Genomic DNA, 26,231 nt, shown 5'->3' with positions numbered 1-26,231 from the left:
GGGGCCTGGCCGTTGTAGCCGTAGCCGTAGCTCTCAGCGGCGGCTTCCAGGTCGGACAGGTCGGCCGGGTGGGCGGCGAGAGTCTGGTCGAAGGAGGTGCGGGTGTCGGTCAGGGCGGCGAGCGCCGCACCGGTCAGGCCAGCGCGCCGCGCAGCAGCTCGCGGCGCTTCATCGGATCATCTCCATCAGGTGGCTCCGTGCTGGGGGCGATGGCGGTGTTTTCCCAGGGGCGCCCAGCAAGCCCCAGAAGGGCACCGGGAATCCGAAGACCGTCCGCGATCCGCTCCACCGTGTCGAAGCCGGTTACCGCAGCGTCACCTCGGGCCACTTTGCTGACCCGCTCGGCTTTCCACGGCGGACGAAGTCCGGGGCCGTGGGCCGCTTGCCGGGCCTGGTCAGCCCGCGCCGTCGGCGGATCTTCCGTAAGGCCCCGTCCGGCGGCGGGAAGGCCGGCCGCTCACCGGTGGATCCGGGCAAGCAGGGGCTGAAGCGCTCGGTCGCCTCCGACGCTTGCGGCGTCCCGCTCGGCATCGTCTCCGACGGGGCCAACCGGCACGACTCACCCCTGCTCGGCCCGACCCTGGAAGCTGTCCGCACCCAAGTCGGCGCGATGCCCGAAGGTATCAGCGTCAACCTGGACCGCGGTTACGACAGCGCCACGTCCCGTGCCCTGCTGACCGAGCTGGGCTTCACCGCCAAGATCGCCCGCAAAGGTATCCCGGCACCGATCCAGGCCGGGAAGCGCTGGGTGGTCGAGCGGACGCACTCCTGGATGAACGGCTACGGCAAGCTGCGGCGCTGCACCGAGAAAGACGGCAAAGTCGTGGACTTCTACCTCCACCTCGCGGCCGCACTCGTCACACTCCGCATGCTCATCAGACGCTCGATCAAGCGCTACCGCTGGGACGGCCGACCCAACACCCGACGCCTCAAGTGATCCATTTGCCGGTCGGTCTTAGCCTTGATCCACCGAGGTGGTTTGAGAGTGGTCTTTTGATCGGCTTGGGGTCGGGTGGTCGGGTGAGGGCAGGTTGTTTCCGCTGGTCTGCCCAGCATTTCCACGGTTCGGTTCCGGTCGGGCCCTTGCGGGCGGGGTGGGCAGGGGCTGTTCGTATCAGCCGGCCGGTCCGTGGGCCGTGGAGAACAGGTGTGTCCAGGCGTGCTGCCAGGGCCAGTTGTGCGGTAGGTGCAGTGTGATGCGGCGGGCGGAGTGGGCGATCCGGGCCGGAACATGGACCAGGTGGGTGCGGATCGTGGCGGTGGTGGCCCTGGCGTGGAAGGCGGAGGCTTGTGCGCCGGTGGCCCGCAGCAGGTTGTAGGTCATCGCCCACAGGGTGAGCCATGCTGCGTTGGCGTGGAAGTGTGCGGAGGGCAGGTGGGCCAGGGCGGAGGCTTTGCTGTCGGCGATGACCTGCTCGATGACCGCGTGGTGGCGGTGTTCGCGTTCGGCCTGGAGGGTTTGTGCAGGCTGGTCGGTGAAGAACGGGTGGTAGCGCCAGACGGGAAACAACTCGCCCTGCTCACCCACAATGGCGGGTTTGGCCAGGTCACGGACCCGGCGCACGATCAGCCGCGCGGTGACCCGCTCCGCTTTCGTGCGGCTGGCGAAGGCGGTGTAGGCGGGTATCTCGGCGACTTCGGCGTCCGAGACGAGCTCACCGGTTGCAGGATCGGGCACCGCGGTCGGGTATGTGATCTGCTGCCAGGCCTGGTCGGGAATGCCGAGGACGGCCCGTTTGATGGAGGGGTTCAACCCGCAGGTAATCGAGAAGTGGGCTCCGGCCCGGCGGCAGGCCGAGATCACCCCGGCGTTGTAGAACTGCGAGTCCGCTCGCAGGATCCGGGTGCCGGTGCAGCCCGCCTCGACGGCGGTGGACAGCGCCTCACTGACGAACTTCGGGGCCCCACGGGAATCGGCTGCCTTGCCGCGGCGCATCCGTACTGTGGCGATCACCGGCCGCGCGTGCGGGGTGCAGATCGTGGCGAGCAGGGGGTGCAGGGTGCGGATGCCCTTGAACCGGCCGTACTCGGCACCCTGCTTGGCCCGGCCGTAGACCCGCTTGTGGGTGGAGTCGATATCAATGAACGCCTTGTCGCCGGCACCGGGCAGCAGCGGGGCGTGCGCGGCCAGTTGACCGAGGAACCTGCGGTGGACAGCGTGGAGTTGGAGTGCGTGACCGTGGGTGAACGAACGGAGGAAGGTGCCCAGCGTGGACGGCGCACGGGCCCCCGGAACAGGGCCGGCATCGCGCCGTGCCGCAGGATATGGAGGTCGTCGATACTGTCCGCGCCCGCCGCCATGCCGGCCACGATGCTGCTGACCTTGACGTCCGCCGACGCACCCGCGCCGTTCCTCGTCCCGCTCAGCTTCACCTTCTGCGCCACCAGGCCCGACAGCCCGCACCGTTCGGCCAGCCGCATCACCGGAACCAGCCCGGCATGCGCGACCAGATTCGGGTCATCGAACGCAGCGGAGACCGCCGCTGGAGTATGGGAAACTTGCATCTCGGAAGTGCCTTGCCGATCGTGCGTGCTGGAAGCCTCAAGAACTCCCATCATCGCAGGTCACAAGGCACTTCCTTGTTTCTCGAAGAGTCATCCACAGCCATCAGATCGGTGGATCAAGGCTTAGCCTTGATCCACCGAGGTGGTTTGAGAGTGGTCTTTTGATCGGCTTGGGGTCGGGTGGTCGGGTGAGGGCAGGTTGTTTCCGCTGGTCTGCCCAGCATTTCCACGGTTCGGTTCCGGTCGGGCCCTTGCGGGCGGGGTGGGCAGGGGCTGTTCGTATCAGCCGGCCGGTCCGTGGGCCGTGGAGAACAGGTGTGTCCAGGCGTGCTGCCAGGGCCAGTTGTGCGGTAGGTGCAGTGTGATGCGGCGGGCGGAGTGGGCGATCCGGGCCGGAACATGGACCAGGTGGGTGCGGATCGTGGCGGTGGTGGCCCTGGCGTGGAAGGCGGAGGCTTGTGCGCCGGTGGCCCGCAGCAGGTTGTAGGTCATCGCCCACAGGGTGAGCCATGCTGCGTTGGCGTGGAAGTGTGCGGAGGGCAGGTGGGCCAGGGCGGAGGCTTTGCTGTCGGCGATGACCTGCTCGATGACCGCGTGGTGGCGGTGTTCGCGTTCGGCCTGGAGGGTTTGTGCAGGCTGGTCGGTGAAGAACGGGTGGTAGCGCCAGACGGGAAACAACTCGCCCTGCTCACCCACAATGGCGGGTTTGGCCAGGTCACGGACCCGGCGCACGATCAGCCGCGCGGTGACCCGCTCCGCTTTCGTGCGGCTGGCGAAGGCGGTGTAGGCGGGTATCTCGGCGACTTCGGCGTCCGAGACGAGCTCACCGGTTGCAGGATCGGGCACCGCGGTCGGGTATGTGATCTGCTGCCAGGCCTGGTCGGGAATGCCGAGGACGGCCCGTTTGATGGAGGGGTTCAACCCGCAGGTAATCGAGAAGTGGGCTCCAGCCCGGCGGCAGGCCGAGATCACCCCGGCGTTGTAGAACTGCGAGTCCGCTCGCAGGATCCGGGTGCCGGTGCAGCCCGCCTCGACGGCGGTGGACAGCGCCTCACTGACGAACTTCGGGGCCCCACGGGAATCGGCTGCCTTGCCGCGGCGCATCCGTACTGTGGCGATCACCGGCCGCGCGTGCGGGGTGCAGATCGTGGCGAGCAGGGGGTGCAGGGTGCGGATGCCCTTGAACCGGCCGTACTCGGCACCCTGCTTGGCCCGGCCGTAGACCCGCTTGTGGGTGGAGTCGATATCAATGAACGCCTTGTCGCCGGCACCGGGCAGCAGCGGGGCGTGCGCGGCCAGTTGACCGAGGAACCTGCGGTGGACAGCGTGGAGTTGGAGTGCGTGACCGTGGGTGAACGAACGGAGGAAGGTGCCCAGCGTGGACGGCGCACGGGCCCCCGGAACAGGGCCGGCATCGCGCCGTGCCGCAGGATATGGAGGTCGTCGATACTGTCCGCGCCCGCCGCCATGCCGGCCACGATGCTGCTGACCTTGACGTCCGCCGACGCACCCGCGCCGTTCCTCGTCCCGCTCAGCTTCACCTTCTGCGCCACCAGGCCCGACAGCCCGCACCGTTCGGCCAGCCGCATCACCGGAACCAGCCCGGCATGCGCGACCAGATTCGGGTCATCGAACGCAGCGGAGACCGCCGCTGGAGTATGGGAAACTTGCATCTCGGAAGTGCCTTGCCGATCGTGCGTGCTGGAAGCCTCAAGAACTCCCATCATCGCAGGTCACAAGGCACTTCCTTGTTTCTCGAAGAGTCATCCACAGCCATCAGATCGGTGGATCAAGGCTAAGTCACAACTGGTGACAGTTGAATACGCGAGCCCACCAGTATCAAACCCGGCATTGTGGTCCGTACAAGATTGCCAGCACCCGGCAGCATGGTCCGTTACTCCGTCCTGTCATCATGACCACGGCGCGGGAGCGGTGGCGTCGTGATCCGCATGAGGGCATCTACGCCATTTGCCTTCCGCCGGTGCTGCGCCCCCTCGCTCCGATGTGCGCGAGCATGCCGGGCGCAAGACGCGCTCGCCTGAGACAGGAGCCGTAATGGCACTGAAGATACGCATACCGAAGACTGCCGCCGTGGCGCTCGCCGCCACCGTGGCCGCGGTCTCGTTGGGCACCGCCCTTCCCTCGGCCGCCGCCGGGTACACCGCGTCGGCGGGGCCGTGGAGCACAGCCGTCGCCCTGACCGGAGCGGACGGCCAGCAGACTCTCATCGATGTCCAGGTGGCTGGTGACGGCGCCGCGTTCGCGCTGTGGCGGGACAAGGCCGCCGGGGCCACCGATTGGGACTTCCGGACCGCCGTCCGGCCTGCTGGCAGCGCGACGTGGAGTGCGCCGCACACCCTGGTGACCGGGCGTGACAAGAATTCCGCGGCCGTCCTTGCCGTGAGCGCCGACGGGCGGGCCGTGGTGACCTGGCTGGACGGCAGTGGTGCAGACGGTTCGCTGGTCGCCCTGGCCGCCGGCTGGAACCCGGCCACGGCAGCCTGGTCCGCCCCGGCCACGCTCGCCGCCTGGGACGGCCTGGACATGTCCACGCCCCGCCTGGTCGCGGCGGCCGACGGCACCTTCACTGCCGTATGGGACCAGGGCGACGGGTACCGGAACTACGATGTGAGGACCGCCGACCTTGCCCCCGGCGACCGAGCGTGGTCCGTACCCCGGACGCTGGGCTCCACCACTACCGGATCCATCTGGAGCTTCGACCTCGCGGTGGCCCCCGGCGGCGCCGCCACCGCGGTCTGGGATGAACTCAACCGCTTCACCGACGAGCACACGGTCTCCACTGCCACCCGCACCTCGGCCCAGCCCAGTTGGAGTAGCGCCTCCGTGCTGCCCGGCACCGACGCCACGTCCAGCAACGCGCAGGTGGCGATGGACGCCAAGAACGCCACCACCGTGCTGTGGCGCAACGGCGCCGACGACCTCAAATCCGCCACCCGTACCGCTCCTTCGGGCACCTGGGGTGCCACTCAGACCGCCGTTTCCGCCATCAACTACAGCGACGGAAGTGAACCGCTGGCCGCGCCCAACGGTGACGTCACCTACGTGTGGACGGGCTGGAGCCGCACCGCCGGTACCCCCGTTGTGCAGACCGTGACCCGCACCGCGAGCACTGGGACCTGGTCCGCGCCGAAGACGCTGTCCACCGGCTACGTCAACTGGCAGGTGGACGCCTCCATCGGCCCTGACGGAACCGTGCAGGTCGTGTGGCCGCAGGTGCCGAGCATCGACAACGGCGACGACAACTACCTTGAGTGGGCGGTGCGCGCCGACGGCACCTGGAGCAAGGCCACCGCTCTGAACAACACGCCCGTCGCCGCCGTCCCCAACACCGACGCCCTCGCCGGCGAGGTGGCTGCCGGACCGGACGGCCGGGCCATGGTGCTGTGGCGCAAGGCCGAGTACGCCGGCAGCGGCGGCTATACCTCCCAGGTGTGGTCCCAGTCGCAGACCCTGCTGATCAAGCCACAGATCACCACCAACGCTGCGGTGAGCGGAACGGCCCGAACCGGCACCACCCTCACCTGCTCCGCCGCCTGGAACGGCACCAACACCAGGGCCACCTGGTCCTGGTTGCGCGACGGCGCGGTCATCTCCGGCGCCACCGCCAAGACCCGCGCCCTCACCTCTGCCGACTACGCCCACAAGGTGTCCTGCCGGGTCACGGTCAGCAACGGCGCGGGCTCCGTCGCTTCCACCTCACCTGCGCTGAAGGTCGCGGTCGGCCCCACCCTGAAGGCCACCACCGCGCCGTCGATCTCCGGCTCCGTCAAGGTCGGCTACAAGCTGACGGCTGCCCGCGGCACTTGGTCGCCGTCCGCCACTTCCTACACGTACCAGTGGAAGCGCAACGGCAAGCCCATCAGCGGCGCGACCAAGTCCACCTACGTCCTGGTGAAGGCCGACCGTGGCCAGAAGATCACCGTCAAGATCACTGCCCACCGCAACGGCTGGACCAACGGCACGGCCACCACAAAGCCCGTCACCGTGCGCTGACCCGACGCGGGCCGGTACCACCGGCCCGCGTCTGCCGATCCGGGACCCGGTCGACTCAGAGGTGGTGGTGGCCAGCCTTCAACTCACCTATGAAAGCCGCCCTTAGCGAGCGCAAGACCGTGCGGTTCGAGGCTGGGCTGCCGTGCGGCTGCGGCTGCGGCTGAGAGAGCGTCGGCTCCCGAAGCCGTCGAGCAGGCCCACGCCGACTTCGCCGCCCTCTGGGACATCGGCGTTCCCCGTCCATGGCCGGACGTCGCGGCGCCCAGCGCACGACCTTGATCGTTCTCCCCGATAACCGCTGTACCGATGTACCAAGGCCGGTGCCCCTTGCGATCGCTATCCCGGCCCTCAATTTCATCGCAAGGGCGACGACGGCAGCAGATCCGCCGCTGATTAGACACTCCCCGGTGTATTGCGACATGCAAGAGCATGCCGGATTGCCGCGAGGGTTTCCTCGTCAGTGGCATTGAGTTGCCTGGCGGCGGCCGCGTAATTGCTTGCGTGTTCCGCGAGCTTCGCTTTCATGTCGGTAGTGGCCGCCGGGGCGATGACCTGGGTACCAGAACCTCGGCGGCTTTTGACCAGGCCCGCGGTCTCCAGTTCGCGGTATGCCCGCACCACGGTGTTGTTGGCCAGCCCGAGGTCGGAGGCAAGCTGGCGCACGGACGGAAGTCTGTCCCCCTGGGTCAGTCGGCCGATGGAGATCAAATCCGCTAGTTGTGCACGGAGTTGCTCGTACGGTGGGACGGGGGAAGCGTGGCTGACGCTGACGTTGATGCCACTTGTTGTCATGGGCGAGCCTTGATGTAAGCCTGCGGCAGCAGCAGGACGCCCAGACAGTGACACGCGGTCAGTGCAGCGGTGACGGCCGTGACGGCCAGCCCCCACACGGCCACGTCCTTCATCTCGCCTGCGCAGGACAGGCTCAGCACCACAACGCCCATCGTCAAGGAGACAGCGAAAAGAGGGGCGGTCACCAGCACTCCCCATGCGCCGACCGCTGCCCGGACGCTCGTGCGGCGTTGATCGTCGCTCCCGGACCGCGCGGTGACACGACGCAGAAGCAGTGCGCAGGCAACGGTTCCGAGCGCGAGACCGCCGAGGGCTGGCCAGGCGTAGTAGGGGCCTGGCCAGGGCGAGAGCAGCTGGGTGCCTTTCGGGCATGCAACGGACAGAGCACGTCCTGAACGGCCGTCGGCGTCCGCCGATCCGGTTGCGGTGGCGACGATCAGAAGGGCCAGCAAGACAGCAGCCTGCGTGGCCAGCGCAGCGGTCAGGAATCGGGGCAGATAGTCCCGGATCCGGCGCGGTGTCACTTCGGCTACTCGTAGTCGGCCAGGACTCGGGCGCGCGATCACATCTGCCGTGAACACGCCGGCCATGACGCACAGACCGAACACGGGGAACCCGTACAGCAGATCCACATCAGGATCGGCGCTGAAGGAGACCAGGGCGTTGACAGTCAGACCGGTCGCCGCGCCGGCCCATCGCACGGGAGTGTCGAGCCTCGCCCGCCACGCTATTTCCGTACCTGCGGCAGCAGACATGCCGATTCCTTCCCCTCCCACGATGTGTATCAACTATGTGACACATTGCCTAGTGGGTTGAATTGTGTCAAGAGGATGACACGCTTGGCTCGCCCGGCATCGGTCGGCTGCATCTAGTCCGTGGTGGCACGGCGCCGGATGTCGGCGTAAACGCGCCCCCTCACCCCTGGTACTCCCGGTTCGCTGTGTACGGAGGTGATGCCGGAGGCGGCTCACCGCTGCTCCAGCTCGGCCCTTACGGCGTGGGTGGTTGCCTCGTCGGCGGCGGTGATGTCGAGAACCACAAGACCGGGCTCATCGATGTGCTGGGCGTCGATTTTCATGCTGCCTCTGACGCGGCCATTGCCCGGCCTGACTTCGTTGATTTCTAGGAGGTTCTGGCACAAATTCCGTGAGAGCGATCAACGGGTTCCGTCTCGGCGGCATAGCGTGATCTGGGACCGTGGTGCGGTGTGATGAGCTGATCGGTGACCTGTTTCCGCACCTCAGCGAGTTGCTGGTGGAGCGCGTGTTCTTCGAGTGCGGAGTGATTCGCATGGTGGCGAGAGGCCGAGGCGCCGTGCCCTGGGTGTGCGGTGGTGTCCAATCGGGTGCACAGCACGTACGGAAGAAGCCTTGCCGACACTCCGGTTGGGGATCGGCCGGTACGGATCGAGCTGACGGTGCGGCGGCTGTACTGCGAGAACGTTCGTTGTTCGCGGCGTACTTTCGCCGAACAGGTCGATGGCCTGACCGTTCGCTATAGCCGCCGCACGCCTGCCGCTCGGTGGGTTCTGGAGGCTGTCGCCGTCGCGCTCGCGGGCCGGGAGTCGTCTCGCCGCTGCCCTGCATACACGGGTGAGCCGGTCGACACTGTTACGGGCGGTTATGGCTCTGCCCGATCCTGCCTGGACCGTTCCGAGGGTGCTGGGCGTCGATGACTTCGCCACCCGTCGTGGACAGCACCACGGCACCGTGCTCATCGACTGCGAGACCGGCCGGCCTCTCGACCTGCTGCCCGGCCGCGACGCTGCGACCCTGGCCGGCTGGCTACGTGAACATCCCGGCTCCGAGATCATCTGCCGTGACCGGAGCGGTTCTTACGCCGGCGGCGCCCGCACCGGTGCCCCGAACGCGATTCAAGTTGCAGACCGCTTCCATCTCTGGCAGAACCTCGGCACCGCCGTCGAACGCAGCGTGCGACGGCACAATGATTGCCTGAAGAAGGTTGCCGTCAGAAATGACGGCCAGGCGAACGATACGGTCGCCGACCATGCGGATGCAGAGAAGAAAATGTCGCCGATCGAGGCCCGTATCCGCGAACGGCACGCAACCGTCCATGCTCTGCTGGCCCAGGGACACGGCATCCGCGAGATCGCCCGGGAACTGCACATGGGCGGCAACACCGTCTGCCGCACCGCACGAGCCGCGGTCCCCGAAGAATTACGGAGCGGGCGTCGCCAGCCCAGGGCCAGCCACCTCGACCCCTACAAGCCCCACCTGGACAAACGCTGGGCAGCAGGATTCACCAACGCGATCCATCTCCACGCCGAGCTCCAGGAACTCGGCTACCGCGGCAGCTACCAGACGATCAGCAATTACCTGCGACCGAGGCGCCGCCGACGCATCCGTGTTGTTGCCCCGGCACCACCGGGCGTCCGGCACGCCCGCAGCGAGGTTTTCTCGGTGCCGGGGACGGCGCCCTTTGCGGCGATTCGCAACGCGATCGTCACCGCCACGGATTTTTCGTCGTCGAGAAGCAGCGGGGGCATCGCCGCGCCGACGGCCAGCCGGTAGCCGCCGCCTGTCTGGCCGGCTCAGGCCCATTCCACCTCTGGTTCTGTTCACGAGCGAGAGCTGGTACTTCACAAATCTGCGCTCCCGGGGCCGGGCGGCGTCCACGTCGCTGGATCGTCCGGGTCGCAGCCCGTCGTCGTCGGCAATGTGGTCCTGTGACTGCAGGGCGGACACTGTCGTCGTCTGCCTGGCCTTCCGAGTCGTGGGGTGCTCCTGACCCCGGAGGGGTGCGACCTGACCGGCAGCGGTGATCAGGGCCCGCGTACGGTCCCTCGGACGCGCGCCCGATCACACCGGTACTGAGGGGGAAGACCCGTGCGACCCGATCAAGGCGACATGCGCCCTCCGCTTGGGATTCACTGAGATTGAACGCACACAAGCACGCTCGATCGTTCAGCGTGCTCAGCCGTCCTGGCCTTCCACTGGTCTGCAGTCATCCGCCAGACGACATTGATCCCCACTTCGCCAGGAGCGCCGGGTCCTTCGTGCATGACACCCCTTAGCTCTTGCGGCCGACGTCGGCCGACCAACATGTTGGTGCGCTGTTCCAAAGTGGGACCGTCTAGTTTGGTACGGCGCACTAAATTGGATCGCTGCACCAAATGCGGCATCATCGAGGTATGACGACGCGAGCGCGCCGACCACAGCGGCGCAACCAGGTGCTCTCCCGGGAGCAGATCATCGACACTGCCGTCGAGATGCTCGATGCGGGCGGCGAGAGTGCGCTGACCATCCGGGCGCTGACCGAGAGGCTGTCCACCGGTTCCGGGGCGATCTACTACCACGTGGGCACTCGTGACGAGCTGCTCGACACGGCGACGGAAACCGTGATCGGCGCGGCGCTAGCGACCCGGCCCGCCGGGGCTGCGGCCACACCCGGGGACGAGATCCGTGTCGTCGCACTGGCCCTGTTCGACGCGATCGCCGCACATCAGTGGCTCGCCACGCGGCTGACCCTCCAGATCATCCGGAATCCGGTCGGCCCGGTGACGGTGGGGATCTTCGAGCGGATCGGCGGGCAGATGGGCGCCCTGGGCGTGCCGCGAGCCTCCTGGTTCGACGCGGCCTCGACGCTCGTGCACTACATCCTCGGAGCCGTCAGCCAGAACGCCCGCATCGAGGGGGACACCTCAGGGATCGACCCTGACGGGGATCGCGACGAGTTCTTCGACGCGGCGTCGACGGCATGGCAGGGGCTCGACCCGGAGGCTTACCCGTTCATGCACGCCATCGTCGGCCAGATGAGAGAGCAGGACGACCGCGAGCAGTACCTCACCGGCATCGCCGTCATCCTCGACGGCCTCACCCATCTGTGCTGACCCGGCCGATCTGGCCGGCTGACCCCATCGTTCGTTTCTCGAAAGGACACCTCTCATGCATGACGTCGTGATCGCGGGCGGCGGTCCGGTCGGTCTGTTCCTGGCCGGCGAGCTGGCCCTGTCCGGCTGCTCAGTTCTGGTCCTTGAGCGGGACCCGGGACTCACCTCGCCCCTGAAGGCATTCCCGCTCGGGCTGCGGGGCCTGAACGCCGGGTCGGCCGAGACGCTCTACCGCCGCGGCCTACTGGAAGCGACAGCGAATGCTTCCGGAGTCAACCCGGAGAAGGTCGGTGCGGATCCGGAAGCGGTCGAGGCACCCGACCCTCGCGAGCTGAGCCATTTCGCGGGCATGACCCTCAACGCGGCCGACATCGACACAGCAGCCCTCCCCTCTCGGCTGCCCAGCCCGGCGATGGAGGGGTTCATGACGAGCCTGGAAGCGGTCGGATCGGTGCTGTCCGAGCGGGCTACCGCGCTCGGAGTCGAGATCATCCGGAATGCTCCCGTCACGGCCGTGGCGCAGGACACCGAATCTGTCCTCGTCACGGCAGGCGGCCAGGAGTACCAGGGGCGCTGGCTGGTGGGCTGCGACGGCGGGCGCAGCGCCGTACGTCAGCTCACCGGCTTCGAATTCGTGGGCACCGAGCCGCTGTTCACCGGCTACGTCGCCAAGGTCACCTTCGCCGACCCCGAGCAGCTGCCGCTCGGTTTCAACCTGACGCCGAACGGCATGTATCTGCGTACGCCCCTCGAAGGTCACCTGGGCATGATGGACTTCGACGGCGGCACCTTCGACCGCTCTCAGCCGCTGACCCGCGAGCACCTCCAGACGGTCCTGCGCCGTATCAGCGGCACCGACGTGACGCTGAGCGAGGTCCATCTCGCCTCCAGCTTCACCGACCGCGCGATGCAGGCGACAACGTATCGCGAGGGCCGTGTACTGCTCGCCGGCGACGCAGCACACATCCACTCGCCCCTGGGCGGCCAGGGCCTCAACCTCGGCATCGGCGACGCCGGCAACCTCGGCTGGAAGCTCGCCGCCACCGTGCGCGGCTCCGCTCCCGAGGGCCTGCTCGACACCTACACCACCGAGCGGCACCCCGTCGGCGCCGCCGTCCTCGACTGGTCCCGCGCCCAGGTCGCGACCATGAAGCCGGGCCCCAACGCCCCCGCGCTGCGTCAACTCGTCCACGATCTGATGAGCACCACCGACGGAACGACCCACGTGTACCGAAAGACGTCGGGGCTGTTCAACCGCTACGACCTGGGCAGCGAACAGCCCCTCATCGGCTGCACCGCCCCGGACTTCCGCTTCGAGGACGGCACCCGCCTCGGCGAACTGCTGCGCCAGGGGCAGGGAGTGGTGCTCGACTTCAGCACCGACCGTGCGCTGCAGGTCGCGGCCAAGGAGTGGGCAGGCCGGATCCACTACGCGGCCGGCCCGGCGCGCAACGACCTCGGGCTGGGTGCCGCGCTGATTCGGCCCGACGGCGTCGTGGCCTGGGCGAGCGAGCCCGCCCCGGATCGCGACGCGTTCGAGCAGGCGGCTGCCCAGTGGTTCGGCGCGCCGCAGAGCTAGAACGAACGGCGGCTCCCCGGCCCGTTCCAGACGCGGTGCCGTCCACCCGCTGCGGATCGACCGACCTCCCCTGCGCCGGAGCATCGGTCTGGAAGCGCGAGACCGCGAACGAGGCCCAGGCCCCTTCACCGCATCGGGCAAGGCCGCCTGACACCGAACTCGTCGAGCACCAACACCCTCAAGCACCGCCGCAATACCCGACAGCCGAAGGGCAACGACCGTGAACAGCGCCATCAACACCCCCTCCAGCTCCGAAGGTTCGGCCCCGCACACAGTTGCATGGGTTCGCACCTGGGGCGCCTTCCCGCAGGCACCGAACAACTCCGTCAGCTGCATCGAGCCCTTCGAGAACGCGACTCTGCGGCAAATCGTCCGCATCACAGGCGGCGGACACCGCATCCGCATCCGCATCAGCAACGAGTATGGAACCGCACCGCTGACCATCGGCTCCAGCATTCCTTTGGCAACGATGGGGGTGGCCTCCGGCGGCGGTGCGATGAGTCACGGGCCGGGATGGTGGGGTCGTGGCGGGGCAGGGGACGGAGCGGGGTGTCCTGTTCTCTGTTCCCGTGGAGGGCCGGGGCCTTGTGTGATCGTTCGGCCCCGAGGCGGCTTCCGGGCGAAGTGCCCGCACGATGCGGCCTGCTGCCGACGTCGGCCTTGTGATCGGCCACCGGGGCCTTCACCTGACGGGCTTCTACCTGGGTGGCCTGTTGACGACGCAGCGTTGGGCCGGTGTGTACCCGGGGTCAGCCGAGGATGGTTCGCATTTTGTCGTGGAGGTAGTCCCCAGCGCGTACAGGGCTGTAGGGCCTGCGGCCGAGGGGGGCCGGCAGCGAGGTGATGTCGGTGTGGGGTGCGCAGGCGTGAAAGTACACCAGTGAGGTGAGTTCTTCCTGTGGGGCCTCGGGGGGCGGCGGCAGAACGCGGTGGCGGCCGGAGCGCCAGCGGTCTCCGCTCCAGCGGGCCATGAGGTCACCGATGTTGAGCGTGTAGGCGCTGGGCTCGTAGGCAGCGTCCTGCCAGCCGGCTTCGTCGTCGTAGATCTGAAGGCCGCCCTTGCCGGGCTGCCGGTTCAGGAGGGTGATGAGGCCGAAGTCGGTGTGCGGTCCGACGCGGAACTGGCCGGGGGCGGCGGTGCCGGTTTCGTGGGCTGCCGGGTACCAGTTGAGGGTGAAGTCCCAGTGCGGGCGCGTGGTGTGGCGGGTGAAGAAGTCGGCCGGCTGGCGCAGCGCGGTCGCCATGACTTCGAGGAGCGTATCGGCCAGGGTGCGCATCCGGTCGGTGTATGCGGTGACGAGCGGGTGCAGGGTGGGGACTTCGTCGGGCCAGTCGCAGGGCATCTGCTGTGCGTTGCCGGGCCGTGCGGAGGAATCGACGGCGCATGACCAGACCTCCAGCAGGTCCGGCGGGGTGTGGGTGCCTTCGGACCGGGCGGTTGTCACCCGCTCCCGGCCGATCCAGCCGCGTCGGTTCTGGTCGTAAGGCTCCTTGGCCGCCTGGGGCAGGTGGAAGAAGTCGTGTGCCGCGGCGCGTACATGGCCGGGCAGATCCGGCTCGATGCCGTGTCCGGTCACCAGCAGGAATCCGGTGGACTGCAGGGAGTGGTCGACCTGAGCGGCGAGCCGCTCCTGTTCTGCGCTGTGATTCGATGTCCAGCGGCTGAGGTCGATGACGGGAATCGGGGTGGTGGCCATGGTGGGTCCTCCTTTGACGTCGATGGTCAGGGCCGGGGTATGAGTGAGGCTGAAGACGGCCAGTGGGAGTGTGGCGATCTCTGCGCGAGTCAGGACATGTTCGCGCCGTGCGTTGTGTCGCAGATCGCGTGGTGGGGGCCCGGTTGCCGCCGGGCTCATTCGACGGCGGCCGCGGCCGGCCGGGTGTCAGTGGTGGTTTCTCCTAAGGCCGTTGAGCGTTCTTCCCGGGGCTGTCGGGACAGCCACAGCACGAGGGCAGCTCCGGCCAGGGCCACGGCACCAGCCGTGAGCGCGAGGGTGTTGTGCCCGGTGGCGAACACGGCATGGAGTGTGTGCTCCAGGCCGGCGCGCTGTGCGGCCGGGACCTGGGCCAGGAGACTGTCGGCACCGCCGCCGGAGAGGGTCTGCGCGGTGACGACGGGATCGGTGACGTTGCTGCGGAGGGACGTGGTCATGGTGGAGACGGCCAGGGCGCCGAAGACAGCTACTCCGAAGGCGTAGCCGAGCTGTTCGAAGGTGCTGTAGGTGCCGCTGGCGGTACCCGCATGCTCGGCCGGGACGGAGCCCAGCGCGAGAGCTGCGGCGACCTGGAAGATCAGGCCCATGCCGACCCCGCTCAGGGCCAGGCCCGCCACCAGGACGGGCCAGCCCGACTCGGGTCCCAGGAAGCCCTCGGCGCCGACCCCGAGACCGGCGAGGGCGAGCCCGAGGGCGGGCAGACGGGGGGAGGGCTTGAATCTCCGGCGTCCGCCCAGCACTGCTACCGATGCGGCAGCCGCCGCGTGCGGCAGCACGACCAGACCGGCGGCGAGCGGGGAGAGGTGCTGCACGGACTGCAGCCACAGAGAGGTGTACGGCATGATTCCGTAGACGGTGCCCTCGCCGACCGCGATCGTGAGCATCGCAGCGGTGAACGCGGGCCGGCGGAACAGGGACAGGTTCAGCAGCGGGTGCCGGCGGCGCTGTTGCACTCGCAGGAAGGCGACGAATGCGCCCAGTGCTGCTCCCAGTGGCACCAGAGTCCCTGCCGATACCCACCCTTGGACGTGTGCCTCGGTCAGGGCGTAGACGGAACCACTCGTACCGATCGCGAACAGCACCAGGCCGGGAACGTCCAGGCGCTGTGAGGTGTCCCGCACCGGTGGTGCGGTGCAGGGGATGTAACGGAGGGTCATGATCAGGGCGGTCACGGTGACGGGGACGTTGACGTAGAAGATCCACCGCCAGTCCAGGGTCTGGGTGAGCAGGCCGCCCAGGATCGGTCCCAGGGCGGAGGCGCTGGCGGCGACGGCCGCCCAGGTGCCGAAGGCCAGGGCCAGGCGGCGACCCGAGTACAGGGTGCTGATCAGGGACAGCGTGGTCGTGAACATCGCCGCAGCACCCAGTCCCTGCACGATGCGGGCGGCAATCAGTACAGCCATGCCCGGCGACAGCGCACAGGCGACCGATGCCAGGGCGAAGACGATCAGTCCGCCCGCGTACATCCGGCGTCGGCCGTGAAGGTCGGCCAGCCTCCCGGCGCCCAGCAGGGCGGCCGCCACCGCGAGCGCGTAGCTGTCGGCGACCCATTGCAGTTGGGACAGTGACGAGCCGAGCGACTCAGACATGGCAGGCAGCGCCACCAGTACGATCGTCACGTCGACGAGCAACATGAACGTGCCCAGGCAGATGGCGGCCAACGGCCCCCAGATACGCATAGATTCCCAACTCCTGCACCGGTCGGACAACGACCTGGTCACCATCCAGGTCCGTCCCGCTCCGGCCCAAGCCGTACGCTTGAAAGCGGGATCATCCGGCGAAGAAATGAGGTGTACCGGTGGATCGGGACACCATGGACGACCTAGACCAGCACCTGCTCCGGGCCCTCCAGCTCGACGGCCGCGCCCCTTTCAGCCGCATCGCACGAGACCGCAGTGTCTCCGAACGCACCGTTGCCCGCCGTTACCAACGGCTGCGCGCCCTCGGCCTGCGCATCATCGGCCAGCCCGTCTCCTCCCGTCTGGGCCTGAGCCGGTGGCTGCTGCGCCTGCATTGCACCCCGGACGCCGCCGGAACCATCGCCGAAGCCCTCGCCCGCCGTCCCGACACCAGCTGGGTCACCCTCGCCTCCGGCGGCACCGAGCTCTACTGCGCGCTCAACGCCCGTACAGCTGAGGAACGCAACGCACTGCTGCTGGAAAGACTCCCCCGCACCCCGCGGGTGCTCTCCGTCAGCGCTCACTGCATGATGCGCATCTTCGTCGGTGCGACCAGCACCTGGCACGCCACCCGGTTCGAGCCGCAGGGCACTGCAGCCGCGGTGGATTCCGTCTCATCCACCGCCGCCCCGCTCAGCTTGGACGCAACCGACCACATTCTGTTCACCGAGCTGGCCCGGGACGGCCGTGCGACGCTGCCCGAACTCGCCGCAGCCGCCGACCGCTCCCCCTCCAGCGTCCAGCGCCACCTCGACCGCCTCCGTGGCGAGGGCGCCTTGAATCTCTCTGTCGACTTCGATCCGCAGCTTCTCGGCTACCACATGGCCACCCGGCTCTGGCTGAACGTCGCCCCCGCGCACCTGCGCATCGTGGGGGAAACCCTCGCCACCCACTCGCAGATCGCTTTCGCCGCAGCCATCACCGGCACGTCCAACCTGGTCGCCAGCGGCATCTTCCGCGACCCGGGCGACCTGTACAACTACATCGACCAGCGCATCAGCCGGCTCCCCGGCATCCAGAACATCGAGACCGCCCCCACCCTGCGGGAGGTCAAACGCCTTGCTCCCGCCGTGACTTGAGCGTGGGTTCTCTCTTGCCCGGTCGGCAGGCCGGGCAAGAGGTTCTCCTTGCACATGGGCATCGGGTGGTCGTAGGCGTCCACGCGCTTGAAAACGGTGCCACTACCGGACAGCAGCTCCTCCGCGGCACGCTGCCCGATCCAGAGAATGTCCCGGTCACAGCTCTGGCTGCCACTTGTCGAACACCCAGCCTGGATGAGAGGCGCCGAGGCATGGCAGGTGAGCATCCCAGACCTCCAGGTGGCAACGCCTGTACGGGTTGCAGCGTGCTGCGACTGTCCGAGTCGACGTCGAACCCCCAGGAGAACCCGACCAGCGGCAGGACTCGCCGTTCGGTGTCGTCCATCGGTGTCCACGCGAGGTAGCTGTGGGCCGTTCAGTCGAGGGGATCCCGCCCGGCGCGGGACAGCGCGTCGAACAAGTGGAATTGATACCGAAGAACGCGCACGGTGACGGCGCATCCTCGAACTCGAAGAGGTAGAACGGATCCATGTCCAAGGCGGCCCCTGCGGGCGGAGGAGTTGTCCGTCGAACGCACCAGCTGGACCCAGCTGAAGAGGGCCTGGTAGGAGCAGCCGAAGCGCAGCAGTTGCAGCATCTTGTCGAAGACGGTCCGGTCGCTGATGCGTCGGCGGCGGCAGCCCAGCGGATGGTCCGGGCGGTACTCCGGCCGTTCGGGCAGCAGGGCCGTGAATTGGCCCCAGACGAGCATGAAGTGCTGGGTGTAGATCACTGTGACGTGAAGACGGGCAGGTGCGGGTCGTGCGGATCAGTGGGCGCCGCATTCGATGAGCAGTACATCGGTGAGGATGAGCCGAGGCCAGGGGGTACTGAGCGGCTCAGTCGTGGAGAGTGACGTTGGGCAGTGGGCGTCCAGTAGCGTCGAACAACGCGGCTCCACAATGGCAGCGCTCGTCGGCCAGGGTCTGGGTCGCCGACAGTTGCCAGACCAGCATCTCCGAGCAGTTCGGGCAGTTCGGGCTGACCAGGGTCTCTTCGGGTTCCGAGTCCCAGGCCCGCACCGGGAGGCCCTGGTGCATCAAATCGGTCAGCTCACTCTCACCGGTCAGCCCGCCCCGTACCTCGTAGGTGTCGGTGCCGTTGTCCCGCACCACGAGCGTGCAGATTTGCCAGCACACCGGACAGATGATCGAGCTGGCGGACCGGGAAATCACCGCGGCGCAGAGTCGGGTCGGCCTCGGCCGCGTGGTGGACGACGTTGGTGTCGACGTCTGTCGGCTCTGCCCCGAAGGCCCGTACCCGACCAGCCACGAACGCCGCCAGCTGGCCTGGGTAATCCTCACCGGTCCAGTCCATCCTGAACATGACGCTGTCGACTGGGGCCCCCTGGGCCCGCTCGCCGGGGGTCAGGACAGCTCTTCCAGCTCTGTCACGACGATCACGTTATCAACTGCCGGGCGGCGGACCGTACCATTGTTGTGCCGTTGCCATGGATGACCGACACCAGCCCCCGCGCCTGTCTGCGCGACCTCTTGTCCACGACTTCCGACAGCGGGTGTTCATGGTGTCCTTTGCCGGGGAAGACAGTCGACGGTGATCGGCTGACCAGGGCGGACTATGTCCGTTGACAAGGGACTTGAGGCGGGCGTGCAGCTGTTGTTGCCCGCTGTTCGACTTGACCGGTCAGTCAGCCCCCGGCGCGGTGAGGGTGGTACGCAGCAGGTCCAGGAAGACGGTGGCTGCGGGGCCGGAGGGACCGTCTGTCCGCCAGGTCAGCGCGACCCGGCCGCGTAGCCGCGGCTCGGTGATCTCCCGAGTCCGTAGCCCGAAGGCTGACGCCGCGCCGGCGGGCAGGGCCGAACCACTGCCACGCCGAGGCCGCGGGCGGCGAGTTGTGCAAGGAACAGCGGAGCGGCTGCTTCGAAGGCGATGTGGGGCTGGAACCCGGCCTGCGCGTACGCACGGTCGAGTACCCCGCGGATGCCTGTGCCACGTGGCAGGCTGATCAGCGGGCGATCGCGGAGCTCGGCCAACGGAATGCTCGTGCGGTCCGGGGACGTGCGTCCTGCGACGGACACTGTCCAGCCCCGTCGCATACCTCATCCGGATCAGACCATCCTCTGAACTCACGGATGCCGAGAACGAGCAGGCCCGGCTCTTCTTCCAGATCCAGCAGGACGCCGACGGCAGAGGACTGACCGTCCGCACACTCGCCGAACGCCACCAAGTCTCCCGACGCACCGTCCGACAGGCTCTCCGAGCACCCCGAGCCCTCCGACATCAGCTCACTCGAACGAACGTCCCCGTGATAGCTCCCTTCAAGCACCTCATCATCCCCATGCTCGAAGAGCGACTCGCTCCGTCAGAGGTATGGGACCGGTGATCAACGATCACGGAATCACTCTGTCCCGGGGCCCACTCGGCACCTTCGTCAACAATTGGCACCTTGACCATGTCCGAAAAGGCCACCCACCCATCGCGATCTACCAGCCTGGCCAGCACGGGCGCCGGCCGCCACTCAAACTTCAGTGAGATCGCTTAACGTTCAATGCGACAGGACACTGGTGCAGACGCAGCACGCCTGGAACGCCACCTATGCAGCGCTCGCCGCGCCCCGCCCTCGCGACACCACCGCCCTGCGCCGCCGCCTGCTGCGCCTCTCCGTACGGCTGTGGTGGCACCCCTATTGGGAGACCGTTCCGTCGGTGCCGACGGGACGCTCCGAGCTGCGGCAGCTGGCCCGCACCCGGCGAGCCGTCCAGGCCGCATGACCGGTCGCCTCGGTCGACCAGGTGCACGAGGCTGCGACAAGGGTTGCGCCTATCTGTTGCGCTAGATGTTGCGCCAAGGGGTTGCGCCTACTGTTGCGCGGTCCGCAGGGCCGTTCCCGTGCCCGCGCAGGTCACCACGCTGTTTTGCCGTGGTCGGCCCGCTGACATCCCCGTTGCGGCTGCTCTGCCCATGTCCCTTGGCTGGAGTGAAGGAGGAAGGGACGGGCGGGATGGGCGGCGCGGCTACGGCCGGGGATCGGGGCGCGCTCAGCCGGCCGGGGCCGCCGCGTCTCGCCGCCGTCAGCCTGGCGGCGGAGCCGGGACGGAAGTCGCTGGCGCCTCGGTGCTGTCCTTCCGGTGCCGAGCCCCACCAAGGGGTGAGGCGGGAAAGTCCCCCCGGATGGGGGTACCGCTGTGATCGTCCGACTCCTGGGTGGCCCGCTCGCCGGGATCGAGTTGGAAGCCACCGATGCACTGTGGGCCGGAGGCTGGCTCACGGCCGGCTCACGCGGGAGCGCCCCGCGGCGCGTGGCTGCGGGGCGCCTTATGGGGTTTAGGGCCTGTTAGTCGACCGGCTCCCCGTCGTGCGTGCCGCCCTTGCAGGGGTTGCCCGGCAAGTCGATCCGGGGCTCTCCGCCGCCCTGCTTGCACTCAGAAGGGGTGACGTAGGTTGGGGCACCCTGTGTGGTGGCGGTGGCGGTGGCGGCGCCTGTGAGGCCGAGTCCGGCGAGGGCTGCCGTGGCGATGACGGCGGCAAGGATTCGTCGAATGCGCATTTGGTTCCCCTTTCAGGGATTGCCTCGGTTGGGGCACTAGCCAGCTTGAGCTTCGCCCCATGTGGGTGGCACATCATGTTGCGCCATTCAGGTGGCATGGCTGTCGGGAGCGGGGCCGCTGACCCGGCCCGCCCAAGGCCTTCGCGGCCGACTGGGAAGGCGGGACGGACGGCGGAGCGATGGCAGCTCTGGGGGTGGGGACAGTCTGCATGACGCGACCCGTCAGACACGCTCTAGAGCCAGGTGAAGGCGCGCCGGACGTCGCCCGCGGCCCCGGCGAGGTTGTCGGCGTGCAGCCGCTCGTCGCTTGACGACGTCCTTGAGTACGCGGAGCTCGTCAGCACCGACTGAACCGGCACCCTCCACGGCGTGGACATCGCCGCTATCTGCAACCTCAAGCCGGTTCATGGGGCGTGGAGATCTCACGGACGAGCAGTGGACGGTGCTGGAGCCGTTGTTGCCGAAGGGCACGAGAGCGGGGCGGCCACCTGTTTGGTCTCGGCGGCAGTTGATCGACGGCATAAGGTTCCGGGTTCGGACGGGTGTTCCGTGGCGGGACGTACCCTCCGAGTACGGGCCGTGGGGTCGGGTCTACGACCCGTTCCGCCGGTGGCAGCGGGACGGCAATTGGCACCGGATCTTTACTCAGCTTCAGTCCCAGGCCGACGGGGGTCGCGCCCATCAGCATGCGGCCGGGGCCCGGAAGCGGGGCGATCTGCAGAAGGAGCCGCCGGGCGGTGTCTTCACTGAGCCTCGTGATCACGGACTGGGACGTTCGCGCGGCGGATTCACTACCAAGCTGCACTTGGCCGTCGAGCAGGGCCAGAAACTGATGTCGATAGTGGTCACAGCTGGGCAGCGTGGAGACTCTCCGCAGTTCGAGCCTGTGCTGAAGAGAGTCCGTGTGCCTCGCGCAGGGCCGGGACGGCCACGTGTCCGCCCCGATCGCGTGCGTGCTGACAAGGCGTACGCCTCCCGCGCGAACCGCGCCTACCTACGCCGCCGCGGCATCCGCTGCACCATCCCTGACAAGGCCGACCAGGCGCGCAACCGAAGAAGACGCGGCTCCCGTGGCGGCCGGCCGCCACGTTTCGACCCGGTCGACTACCGTGAGCGCCACGCTGTCGAGTGCGGTATCAACCGCCTCAAGAGACACCGAGCTGTGGCCACGAGGTACGACAAGCTCGCGGTCCGCTACGAGGCGACCGTCCTCATCGTGGCCGTCAACGAGTGGCTGTGACCCTCGGCTGTCACGCGATGGGATCCAGGTTTCATGCCGCAGAACACTCAGCCGAAGTCGTCCTCGCGCACGACGTTGCGCTTCTGGGGCGCTTCGCTGCCGGGCCGTAGGGTGCGCCGTCAGGCCGTGAGGTAGACGTTCAGAGAAAGGAATGACCATGGGGGACGTGCAGTTGGCGTGGCAGCGATTGGTGGACTGGCTGGAGACGAATGCACCGACGACTGCGTCGTCGATCCTTGCTCCCGCTCCGCCGGCAGCGATCACTGCGGCTGAGGAGCGCATGTGCGTCGTTTTCCCGGTCGAGCTTCGGACGTGGCTCCAGGCATCCGGGGCTGACAATGACGCTGAGGGTGTCACGGAGGGGGTCGTGCCCGGCAACCGCGATTTGCTGGGACTCGCGGCCATGGAGCGGACGTACCACTTCAAGATGGAGATCGAGCGCGACGACCCGTCCGACGATCCGGAGTTTCCCTTCTGGCATGAGCAGTGGATTCCGATCATCTCGGACGATGATGCTTGTTACGGCAAGTTCCTGGATGCGCGTAGCGGTCAGATCGGTTCATTCGGCGATGGGGATGCGCCATCCTTCGGAGTTCACGAGTCACTGACCGTTCTCTTCAGCGAGACGGTCGTCCTCATGGAGCAGATTTCTGCGGGGGCGCAGGGCGCAACTGGACGTGTTCAGGGCGGCAGGCTGATCTGGGACCGATGATCGGCGTACGCACGTAGGCCCACGGTGCCGACCGACACCACGGGCCACTGCTGTTTCTCCTGTGCGACTGCGGCTTGGCTTCGTCGATGTACCGCGCCGGGTGCGCCCGCGGCGACGACGCGGGCGCCGAGTCGTCAGGCGGGCTGGACGGTGATTGTGCAGAGGCGCTTGGTGGCCCGGGTCAGGGCTACGTACAAGTCCCTTTCCCCACCGGGGCGGGTCGTGATGATTTCCTCGGGGTTCATGACGACGACCCCGTCGAATTCCAGGCCGCGCGCTTCGGACGCCGGCACGATGCGTGCGTGGTGAGCGATGCCCTGGGCCGTCAGCTCGCTCACCCTGGTGTCCGCGCAGATCACTCCCAGAAGCTCGCCCGGGTGCGCGGTGCTCTGGGCGCGGAGTTCCTGAACGACGGCGGTGACCAACTCGTCCGGAGGTGTGGTCACGGTGCGAGGGCTCTCACCGCTTCGCAGTGACCGTGTGGGCTTCTGGTCCGGAGCGATCCGCGTGAGCAGGTCCCGGGCGCTCTCCAGGATCTCCTGCGTGGTGCGGTAGCTGACGGTCAGGTTGTGCAGTTTGAACCGCGGTCCGACGTGGGGGCTCAGTGCTTCCTTCCAGTCGCGTGCTGTCGCGACCGGGCCTGCCTGGGCGAAGTCACCCACCAGCGTCATCGCCCTTGCCGGGCAGTGGCGGACGATCATCCGCCACTGCATGGCGGTCAGTTCCTGCGCCTCGTCGACGACGACGTGCCCGTACGTTTGCTCGGGGGGGCCGTCGACCAGGCTCGCCGCCTCGTCCAGCAACGGCACATCGGCATCGGTCCATGGGTCGTCCGGACCGCGCAGCAGAAGGGACCGCTCCTGCGCGGTCAGGCGGGGCAGGCGCTCGGCGAGAGCGCCGGCGTTCGTCAGGAGCGCCTTCACGAGGTCACCGGGTACCAGCCGCGGCCACAACACCTCGACCGCTCGGTCGACGCCGGCGTCGTCGAGGAGATCGGCTCGGATGGCGTCCAGGTCCAGCTCGTGGACCGGACCTGAGTCGGCCGCACCTTCGGCACGGCGCTGGGCGGCTCCCGTGAACCGGTCGAGGTTGATGCCCGTCATCCTTTCGGCATCGGCGTCGATCTGCTCCAGGAGGTCGCCCATGTCTCGTTGCATCGCGTCGGTGACGGCGTCGACCAAGAGCTCTTTGAACACCTGGCGCGCGGGGTTGTGCCCCGGTGCGGCTGCCAGGGCGGCGTCGCGTGCCGTGGCGACTTCCTCGCCGGACAGGTGAACCAGTTCCTGTCCGACCCGCACGGTGAAGTCACCGGCGGGGGCTTGGTGGACGCGCAGCAGGCCAGCCAAGGCGTTGGCGAGGTCGGAGCTGCCCTTGAGACGCGCCGTATCGAACGGGTCCACCGTGTCCGTGGACACTCCGGCCAGTTCCCGGCAGGTCGCCAGAACGACGTCGTTCTCTCCGAGCGAGGGAAGGACCTGGGAGATGTAGTCGAGGAACCGGGCGTTCGGGCCCACCACCAGGACACCCTCCTCCGCGGCGCGCGGGAACGCGTACAGGACATAGGCCGCCCGGTGCAGGGCGACCACCGTCTTGCCGGTGCCGGGCCCGCCCTGCACCACGGTCACCCCGCGGTGGGGGGAGCGGACGATCTCGTCCTGCTCGGCCTGCAGCGTCGCGACGGCCGCGTGCATCCTGCCCGTACGCCGTGCCGACAGAGCCTCGGTCAACGGGCCGTCCCCCACGACGTCCTCGTCGGTCGGGGCGGTCCCGTCCAGCAGTTCGTCGCTCACCGAGATGACCGTGCGCTCCTCGAGGCGCAGGTGCCGGCGCCGCCGCAGGTCCATCGGGTGGACCGGTGTCGCCTCGTAGAAGGGCCGCGCCGCGTTCGCGCGCCAGTCCACGAGCAGAGGCAGGTCCTCCTCCTCCGTATGCAGTCCGATCCGCCCGATGCGCAGGGCCGTGCCATCCGTCCAGTCGATGCGCCCGAAGACCAGCCCCTTTTCGGCGCCCTCCAGCCGGCCGATTTCCTTGGCCAGACGCTCGGCGGTGATTTCTCTCTCGTACGCCTCACCGGCGCTTTCCGCCGGGGCCTTCAGCACACTCGCTCGGTGTACTCGCGCCTCGGAAAGCCGCTCGGTGAGCAACTCATATAAGGAGGACACATAATCCCGTTCCGATTCAACCGCACGCACAGCGGGATCATTCATTTTCGACAACAGGGGGCTCCTTCGATTCGAGCCACACTGTACGGTTAAAGTTCCCTAAAGATAAGTCTTGACTTAATTGGTGAAGCCATGGCCCTACGACTGAATCCATGACGGCTGACCGTATGGCATGCATTCCGCCGTTCCGTATATCGCTAATTGCGCTCCCGATGCCCGCCTGCCTTATGGGCGAGCCCGCCCTTGGATGCCGGCGATGCTTTGCGGCGCTCGGGAAAAGGGGGAAGATCCGGCGAGGCGACCGGCGCCATCGAGCTCGCTGCCAGGGGGCATCTGGTCGCTTCGTCTGGCGACCCGACCGAGGAGACGAGCACAGAATGGGTTAAACCCTCGACCGGTCCACCACTGCCCGACCCGTGCCGACGGCCCCATCTCAGGACCGCAGCACCACGCCGCCGTCGGTCGCGGCCGACCCAGAGAACGGATCGGTGAACTCTCACCCCGTTCGCCGCCGCGACGCCCGGCGGCAGGCCCGTCCGTGCCCGGACCATTCGACCCGGCCCCGCCCAACCTGGATCCGCCGATCTTCGGCCTCCGCGTCTTTGATGTCGCCAAAGGAACGTTTGACGACAGGTGGCCGACGCGTCCAATGAACCCGTGCAATCCGGGGGTTCGCGGCGGCTCGAATCCAATCAGATCCGATGCTGATTGCTGACAGGGTTTGGTGACAGATAGGGTCCGATCCTCCGCACGGAAGGGGCCCTCGGTGGCGAACCTGGTCTACAAGCGGGTCTCGACCGACCAGCAGTCGACCGTCCGTCAGAACCTCGTCCTGGACGAGGCCGAGATCGAGGACCCGGTCGTCTTCGAGGAGGACCCGGGCACCTCCAGCCGCCTCCACCCGCTCCAACGGCCGAAGTTCAGCGAGCTGCTCACGTACGCGCGGCCGGGCGACACCGTGCACATCTCCGAGATGTTCCGCCTCGTACGCGGCACCGGGCACATCCTCGACGTGCTCGACGTCTTCCACCGCGACCGCCTCGCCCTGCGCATCCACGACGGCGCGTTCTCCGCGATGGACCTCACCGCCCGCCACCCGCGCACCGGCGAGTTGCTGTCCACCGTGAAGTTCATGGTGCAGACCCTCGCCGCCGCCGGCGAACTCCAGCGCGAGCTGACCTACGACGGACTGCGGGCCGCCGAGGCCAAGGGCAGCAAGGGCGGACGCCGCCCGGCCGTCAACGTGACAGCGCCTACCCATGCCGGTGGTCAGCGCGGCCCATGCTCACCTTGATCACGGATCACGGATCACGGATGTCGCTATGTCGGTCGCAAGGCGCGTATGGGAACTTTTACCCATCTTGAAGCAACCAAGAGACGATGCCGACTTTCTGAC

18 protein-coding genes and 7 pseudogenes are annotated in these 26,231 nt (G+C 67.9%); 11 read left to right on the top strand and 14 right to left on the bottom strand.

Annotated elements, in window-relative coordinates:
- Positions 1 to 424: 424 nt before the first annotated feature.
- A pseudogene (locus tag OG609_RS00205) lies at positions 425 to 937 on the top strand (transposase); the annotation flags it as partial.
- Positions 938 to 1,114: 177 nt separating this feature from the next.
- Here the strand turns inward: OG609_RS00205 and OG609_RS00200 are convergent.
- Positions 1,115 to 2,505, bottom strand: a pseudogene (locus OG609_RS00200) (IS1380 family transposase).
- A 282-nt stretch (positions 2,506 to 2,787) separates the two neighbouring features.
- Positions 2,788 to 4,178: pseudogene (locus OG609_RS00195) on the bottom strand (IS1380 family transposase).
- 382 nt (positions 4,179 to 4,560) lie between these two features.
- Here OG609_RS00195 and OG609_RS00190 point away from each other — a divergent pair.
- A complete protein-coding gene (locus tag OG609_RS00190) occupies positions 4,561 to 6,519 on the top strand; it encodes a hypothetical protein (RefSeq protein WP_327270856.1) in 1,959 nt (652 codons plus the stop codon).
- A gap of 393 nt (positions 6,520 to 6,912) precedes the next feature.
- On the opposite strand, the gene OG609_RS00185 is transcribed toward OG609_RS00190, so the two are convergent.
- The 3 genes from OG609_RS00185 to OG609_RS45900 form a co-directional block, all read right to left on the bottom strand.
- Positions 6,913 to 7,311 (bottom strand): GntR family transcriptional regulator, encoded by a 399-nt coding sequence (locus OG609_RS00185; RefSeq protein ID WP_327270855.1) that lies wholly within the window; start codon positions 7,309 to 7,311, stop codon positions 6,913 to 6,915.
- The gene (locus OG609_RS00180) at positions 7,308 to 8,066 is read right to left on the bottom strand and encodes a hypothetical protein (RefSeq protein ID WP_327270854.1); all 759 of its coding nucleotides are present in this window, start codon (positions 8,064 to 8,066) and stop codon (positions 7,308 to 7,310) included. Before OG609_RS00180 ends, OG609_RS00185 begins: the two co-directional genes overlap by 4 nt.
- Before the next feature lie 212 nt (positions 8,067 to 8,278).
- Positions 8,279 to 8,389, bottom strand: a complete 111-nt coding sequence (locus OG609_RS45900; RefSeq protein WP_385652183.1) for a DUF6207 family protein — start codon at positions 8,387 to 8,389, stop codon at positions 8,279 to 8,281.
- 243 nt (positions 8,390 to 8,632) lie between these two features.
- Between OG609_RS45900 and OG609_RS45895 the strand changes: the two are divergent.
- Both OG609_RS45895 and OG609_RS00170 read left to right on the top strand, forming a co-directional pair.
- Positions 8,633 to 8,986 (top strand): annotated as a pseudogene (locus OG609_RS45895) (transposase family protein); the annotation flags it as partial.
- Positions 8,934 to 9,257: pseudogene (locus OG609_RS00170) on the top strand (ISL3 family transposase); the annotation flags it as partial. The pseudogenes OG609_RS45895 and OG609_RS00170, both read left to right, overlap by 53 nt.
- A 452-nt stretch (positions 9,258 to 9,709) precedes the next feature.
- On the opposite strand, the pseudogene OG609_RS00165 reads toward OG609_RS00170, so the two are convergent.
- Positions 9,710 to 9,853, bottom strand: a pseudogene (locus OG609_RS00165) (DNA-binding transcriptional regulator); the annotation flags it as partial.
- A gap of 609 nt (positions 9,854 to 10,462) precedes the next feature.
- Between OG609_RS00165 and OG609_RS00160 the strand changes: the two are divergent.
- Both OG609_RS00160 and OG609_RS00155 read left to right on the top strand, forming a co-directional pair.
- Entirely contained in the window at positions 10,463 to 11,161 is a 699-nt protein-coding gene (locus OG609_RS00160) for a TetR/AcrR family transcriptional regulator (RefSeq protein ID WP_327270853.1), read from the top strand.
- A 55-nt stretch (positions 11,162 to 11,216) separates the two neighbouring features.
- Positions 11,217 to 12,740 carry an FAD-dependent monooxygenase gene (locus OG609_RS00155; protein ID WP_327270852.1) on the top strand — a complete coding sequence of 508 codons (1,524 nt, stop codon included), beginning with the start codon at positions 11,217 to 11,219 and terminating at the stop codon, positions 12,738 to 12,740.
- A gap of 749 nt (positions 12,741 to 13,489) precedes the next feature.
- On the opposite strand, the gene OG609_RS00150 is transcribed toward OG609_RS00155, so the two are convergent.
- Both OG609_RS00150 and OG609_RS00145 read right to left on the bottom strand, forming a co-directional pair.
- Positions 13,490 to 14,437 carry an isopenicillin N synthase family dioxygenase gene (locus tag OG609_RS00150; protein ID WP_327270851.1) on the bottom strand — a complete coding sequence of 316 codons (948 nt, stop codon included), beginning with the start codon at positions 14,435 to 14,437 and terminating at the stop codon, positions 13,490 to 13,492.
- A gap of 155 nt (positions 14,438 to 14,592) precedes the next feature.
- Positions 14,593 to 16,134, bottom strand: a complete 1,542-nt coding sequence (locus OG609_RS00145; RefSeq protein WP_327270850.1) for an MFS transporter — start codon at positions 16,132 to 16,134, stop codon at positions 14,593 to 14,595.
- A 134-nt stretch (positions 16,135 to 16,268) separates the two neighbouring features.
- On the opposite strand from OG609_RS00145, the gene OG609_RS00140 reads away from it, so the two are divergent.
- A complete protein-coding gene (locus OG609_RS00140; RefSeq protein WP_327270849.1) occupies positions 16,269 to 17,213 on the top strand; it encodes an Lrp/AsnC family transcriptional regulator in 945 nt (314 codons plus the stop codon).
- 556 nt (positions 17,214 to 17,769) lie between these two features.
- Here the strand turns inward: OG609_RS00140 and OG609_RS00135 are convergent.
- From OG609_RS00135 to OG609_RS00125, 3 genes and pseudogenes are all read right to left on the bottom strand, one after another.
- Positions 17,770 to 17,925 (bottom strand): annotated as a pseudogene (locus tag OG609_RS00135) (IS5/IS1182 family transposase); the annotation flags it as partial.
- Between the two features lie 127 nt (positions 17,926 to 18,052).
- Complete coding sequence (locus tag OG609_RS00130) at positions 18,053 to 18,352, bottom strand: hypothetical protein (RefSeq protein ID WP_327270848.1); 300 nt, start codon at positions 18,350 to 18,352, stop codon at positions 18,053 to 18,055.
- A gap of 594 nt (positions 18,353 to 18,946) precedes the next feature.
- Positions 18,947 to 19,270 (bottom strand): LysR substrate-binding domain-containing protein, encoded by a 324-nt coding sequence (locus OG609_RS00125; protein WP_385652199.1) that lies wholly within the window; start codon positions 19,268 to 19,270, stop codon positions 18,947 to 18,949.
- A gap of 465 nt (positions 19,271 to 19,735) precedes the next feature.
- Here OG609_RS00125 and OG609_RS00120 point away from each other — a divergent pair, with 465 nt between their 5' ends.
- Positions 19,736 to 19,945 carry a hypothetical protein gene (locus OG609_RS00120; RefSeq protein WP_327277893.1) on the top strand — a complete coding sequence of 70 codons (210 nt, stop codon included), beginning with the start codon at positions 19,736 to 19,738 and terminating at the stop codon, positions 19,943 to 19,945.
- A gap of 563 nt (positions 19,946 to 20,508) precedes the next feature.
- Here OG609_RS00120 and OG609_RS00115 read toward each other — a convergent pair.
- Positions 20,509 to 20,721 (bottom strand): hypothetical protein, encoded by a 213-nt coding sequence (locus OG609_RS00115; RefSeq protein WP_327270847.1) that lies wholly within the window; start codon positions 20,719 to 20,721, stop codon positions 20,509 to 20,511.
- Positions 20,722 to 20,954: 233 nt separating this feature from the next.
- Positions 20,955 to 21,098, bottom strand: coding sequence for a hypothetical protein (locus OG609_RS00110; protein WP_327270846.1), 144 nt, complete (start codon positions 21,096 to 21,098; stop codon positions 20,955 to 20,957).
- A 29-nt stretch (positions 21,099 to 21,127) separates the two neighbouring features.
- Here OG609_RS00110 and OG609_RS00105 point away from each other — a divergent pair, with 29 nt between their 5' ends.
- Together OG609_RS00105 and OG609_RS00100 are read left to right on the top strand one after the other, a co-directional pair.
- Entirely contained in the window at positions 21,128 to 21,961 is an 834-nt protein-coding gene (locus tag OG609_RS00105; RefSeq protein WP_327270845.1) for an IS5 family transposase, read from the top strand.
- A gap of 157 nt (positions 21,962 to 22,118) precedes the next feature.
- Positions 22,119 to 22,673, top strand: coding sequence for an SMI1/KNR4 family protein (locus tag OG609_RS00100; RefSeq protein ID WP_327270844.1), 555 nt, complete (start codon positions 22,119 to 22,121; stop codon positions 22,671 to 22,673).
- A 134-nt stretch (positions 22,674 to 22,807) separates the two neighbouring features.
- Here OG609_RS00100 and OG609_RS00095 read toward each other — a convergent pair whose 3' ends face one another.
- Positions 22,808 to 24,772 (bottom strand): HelD family protein, encoded by a 1,965-nt coding sequence (locus OG609_RS00095; protein ID WP_442817922.1) that lies wholly within the window; start codon positions 24,770 to 24,772, stop codon positions 22,808 to 22,810.
- 829 nt (positions 24,773 to 25,601) lie between these two features.
- Between OG609_RS00095 and OG609_RS00090 the strand changes: the two genes are divergently transcribed.
- On the top strand, positions 25,602 to 26,129 hold the full coding sequence (locus OG609_RS00090) for a recombinase family protein (protein ID WP_327270842.1): 528 nt from the start codon (positions 25,602 to 25,604) through the stop codon (positions 26,127 to 26,129).
- The last annotated feature ends 102 nt before the right edge of the window (positions 26,130 to 26,231 follow it).

Origin of the sequence: Streptomyces sp. NBC_01224, from assembly GCF_036002945.1 — a bacterium.
Taxonomy (GTDB): Bacteria; Actinomycetota; Actinomycetes; order Streptomycetales; family Streptomycetaceae; genus Streptomyces.
The sequence above is the reverse complement of the archived record's forward strand: the minus strand, read 5'-3'. Positions and strand labels throughout refer to the sequence as shown.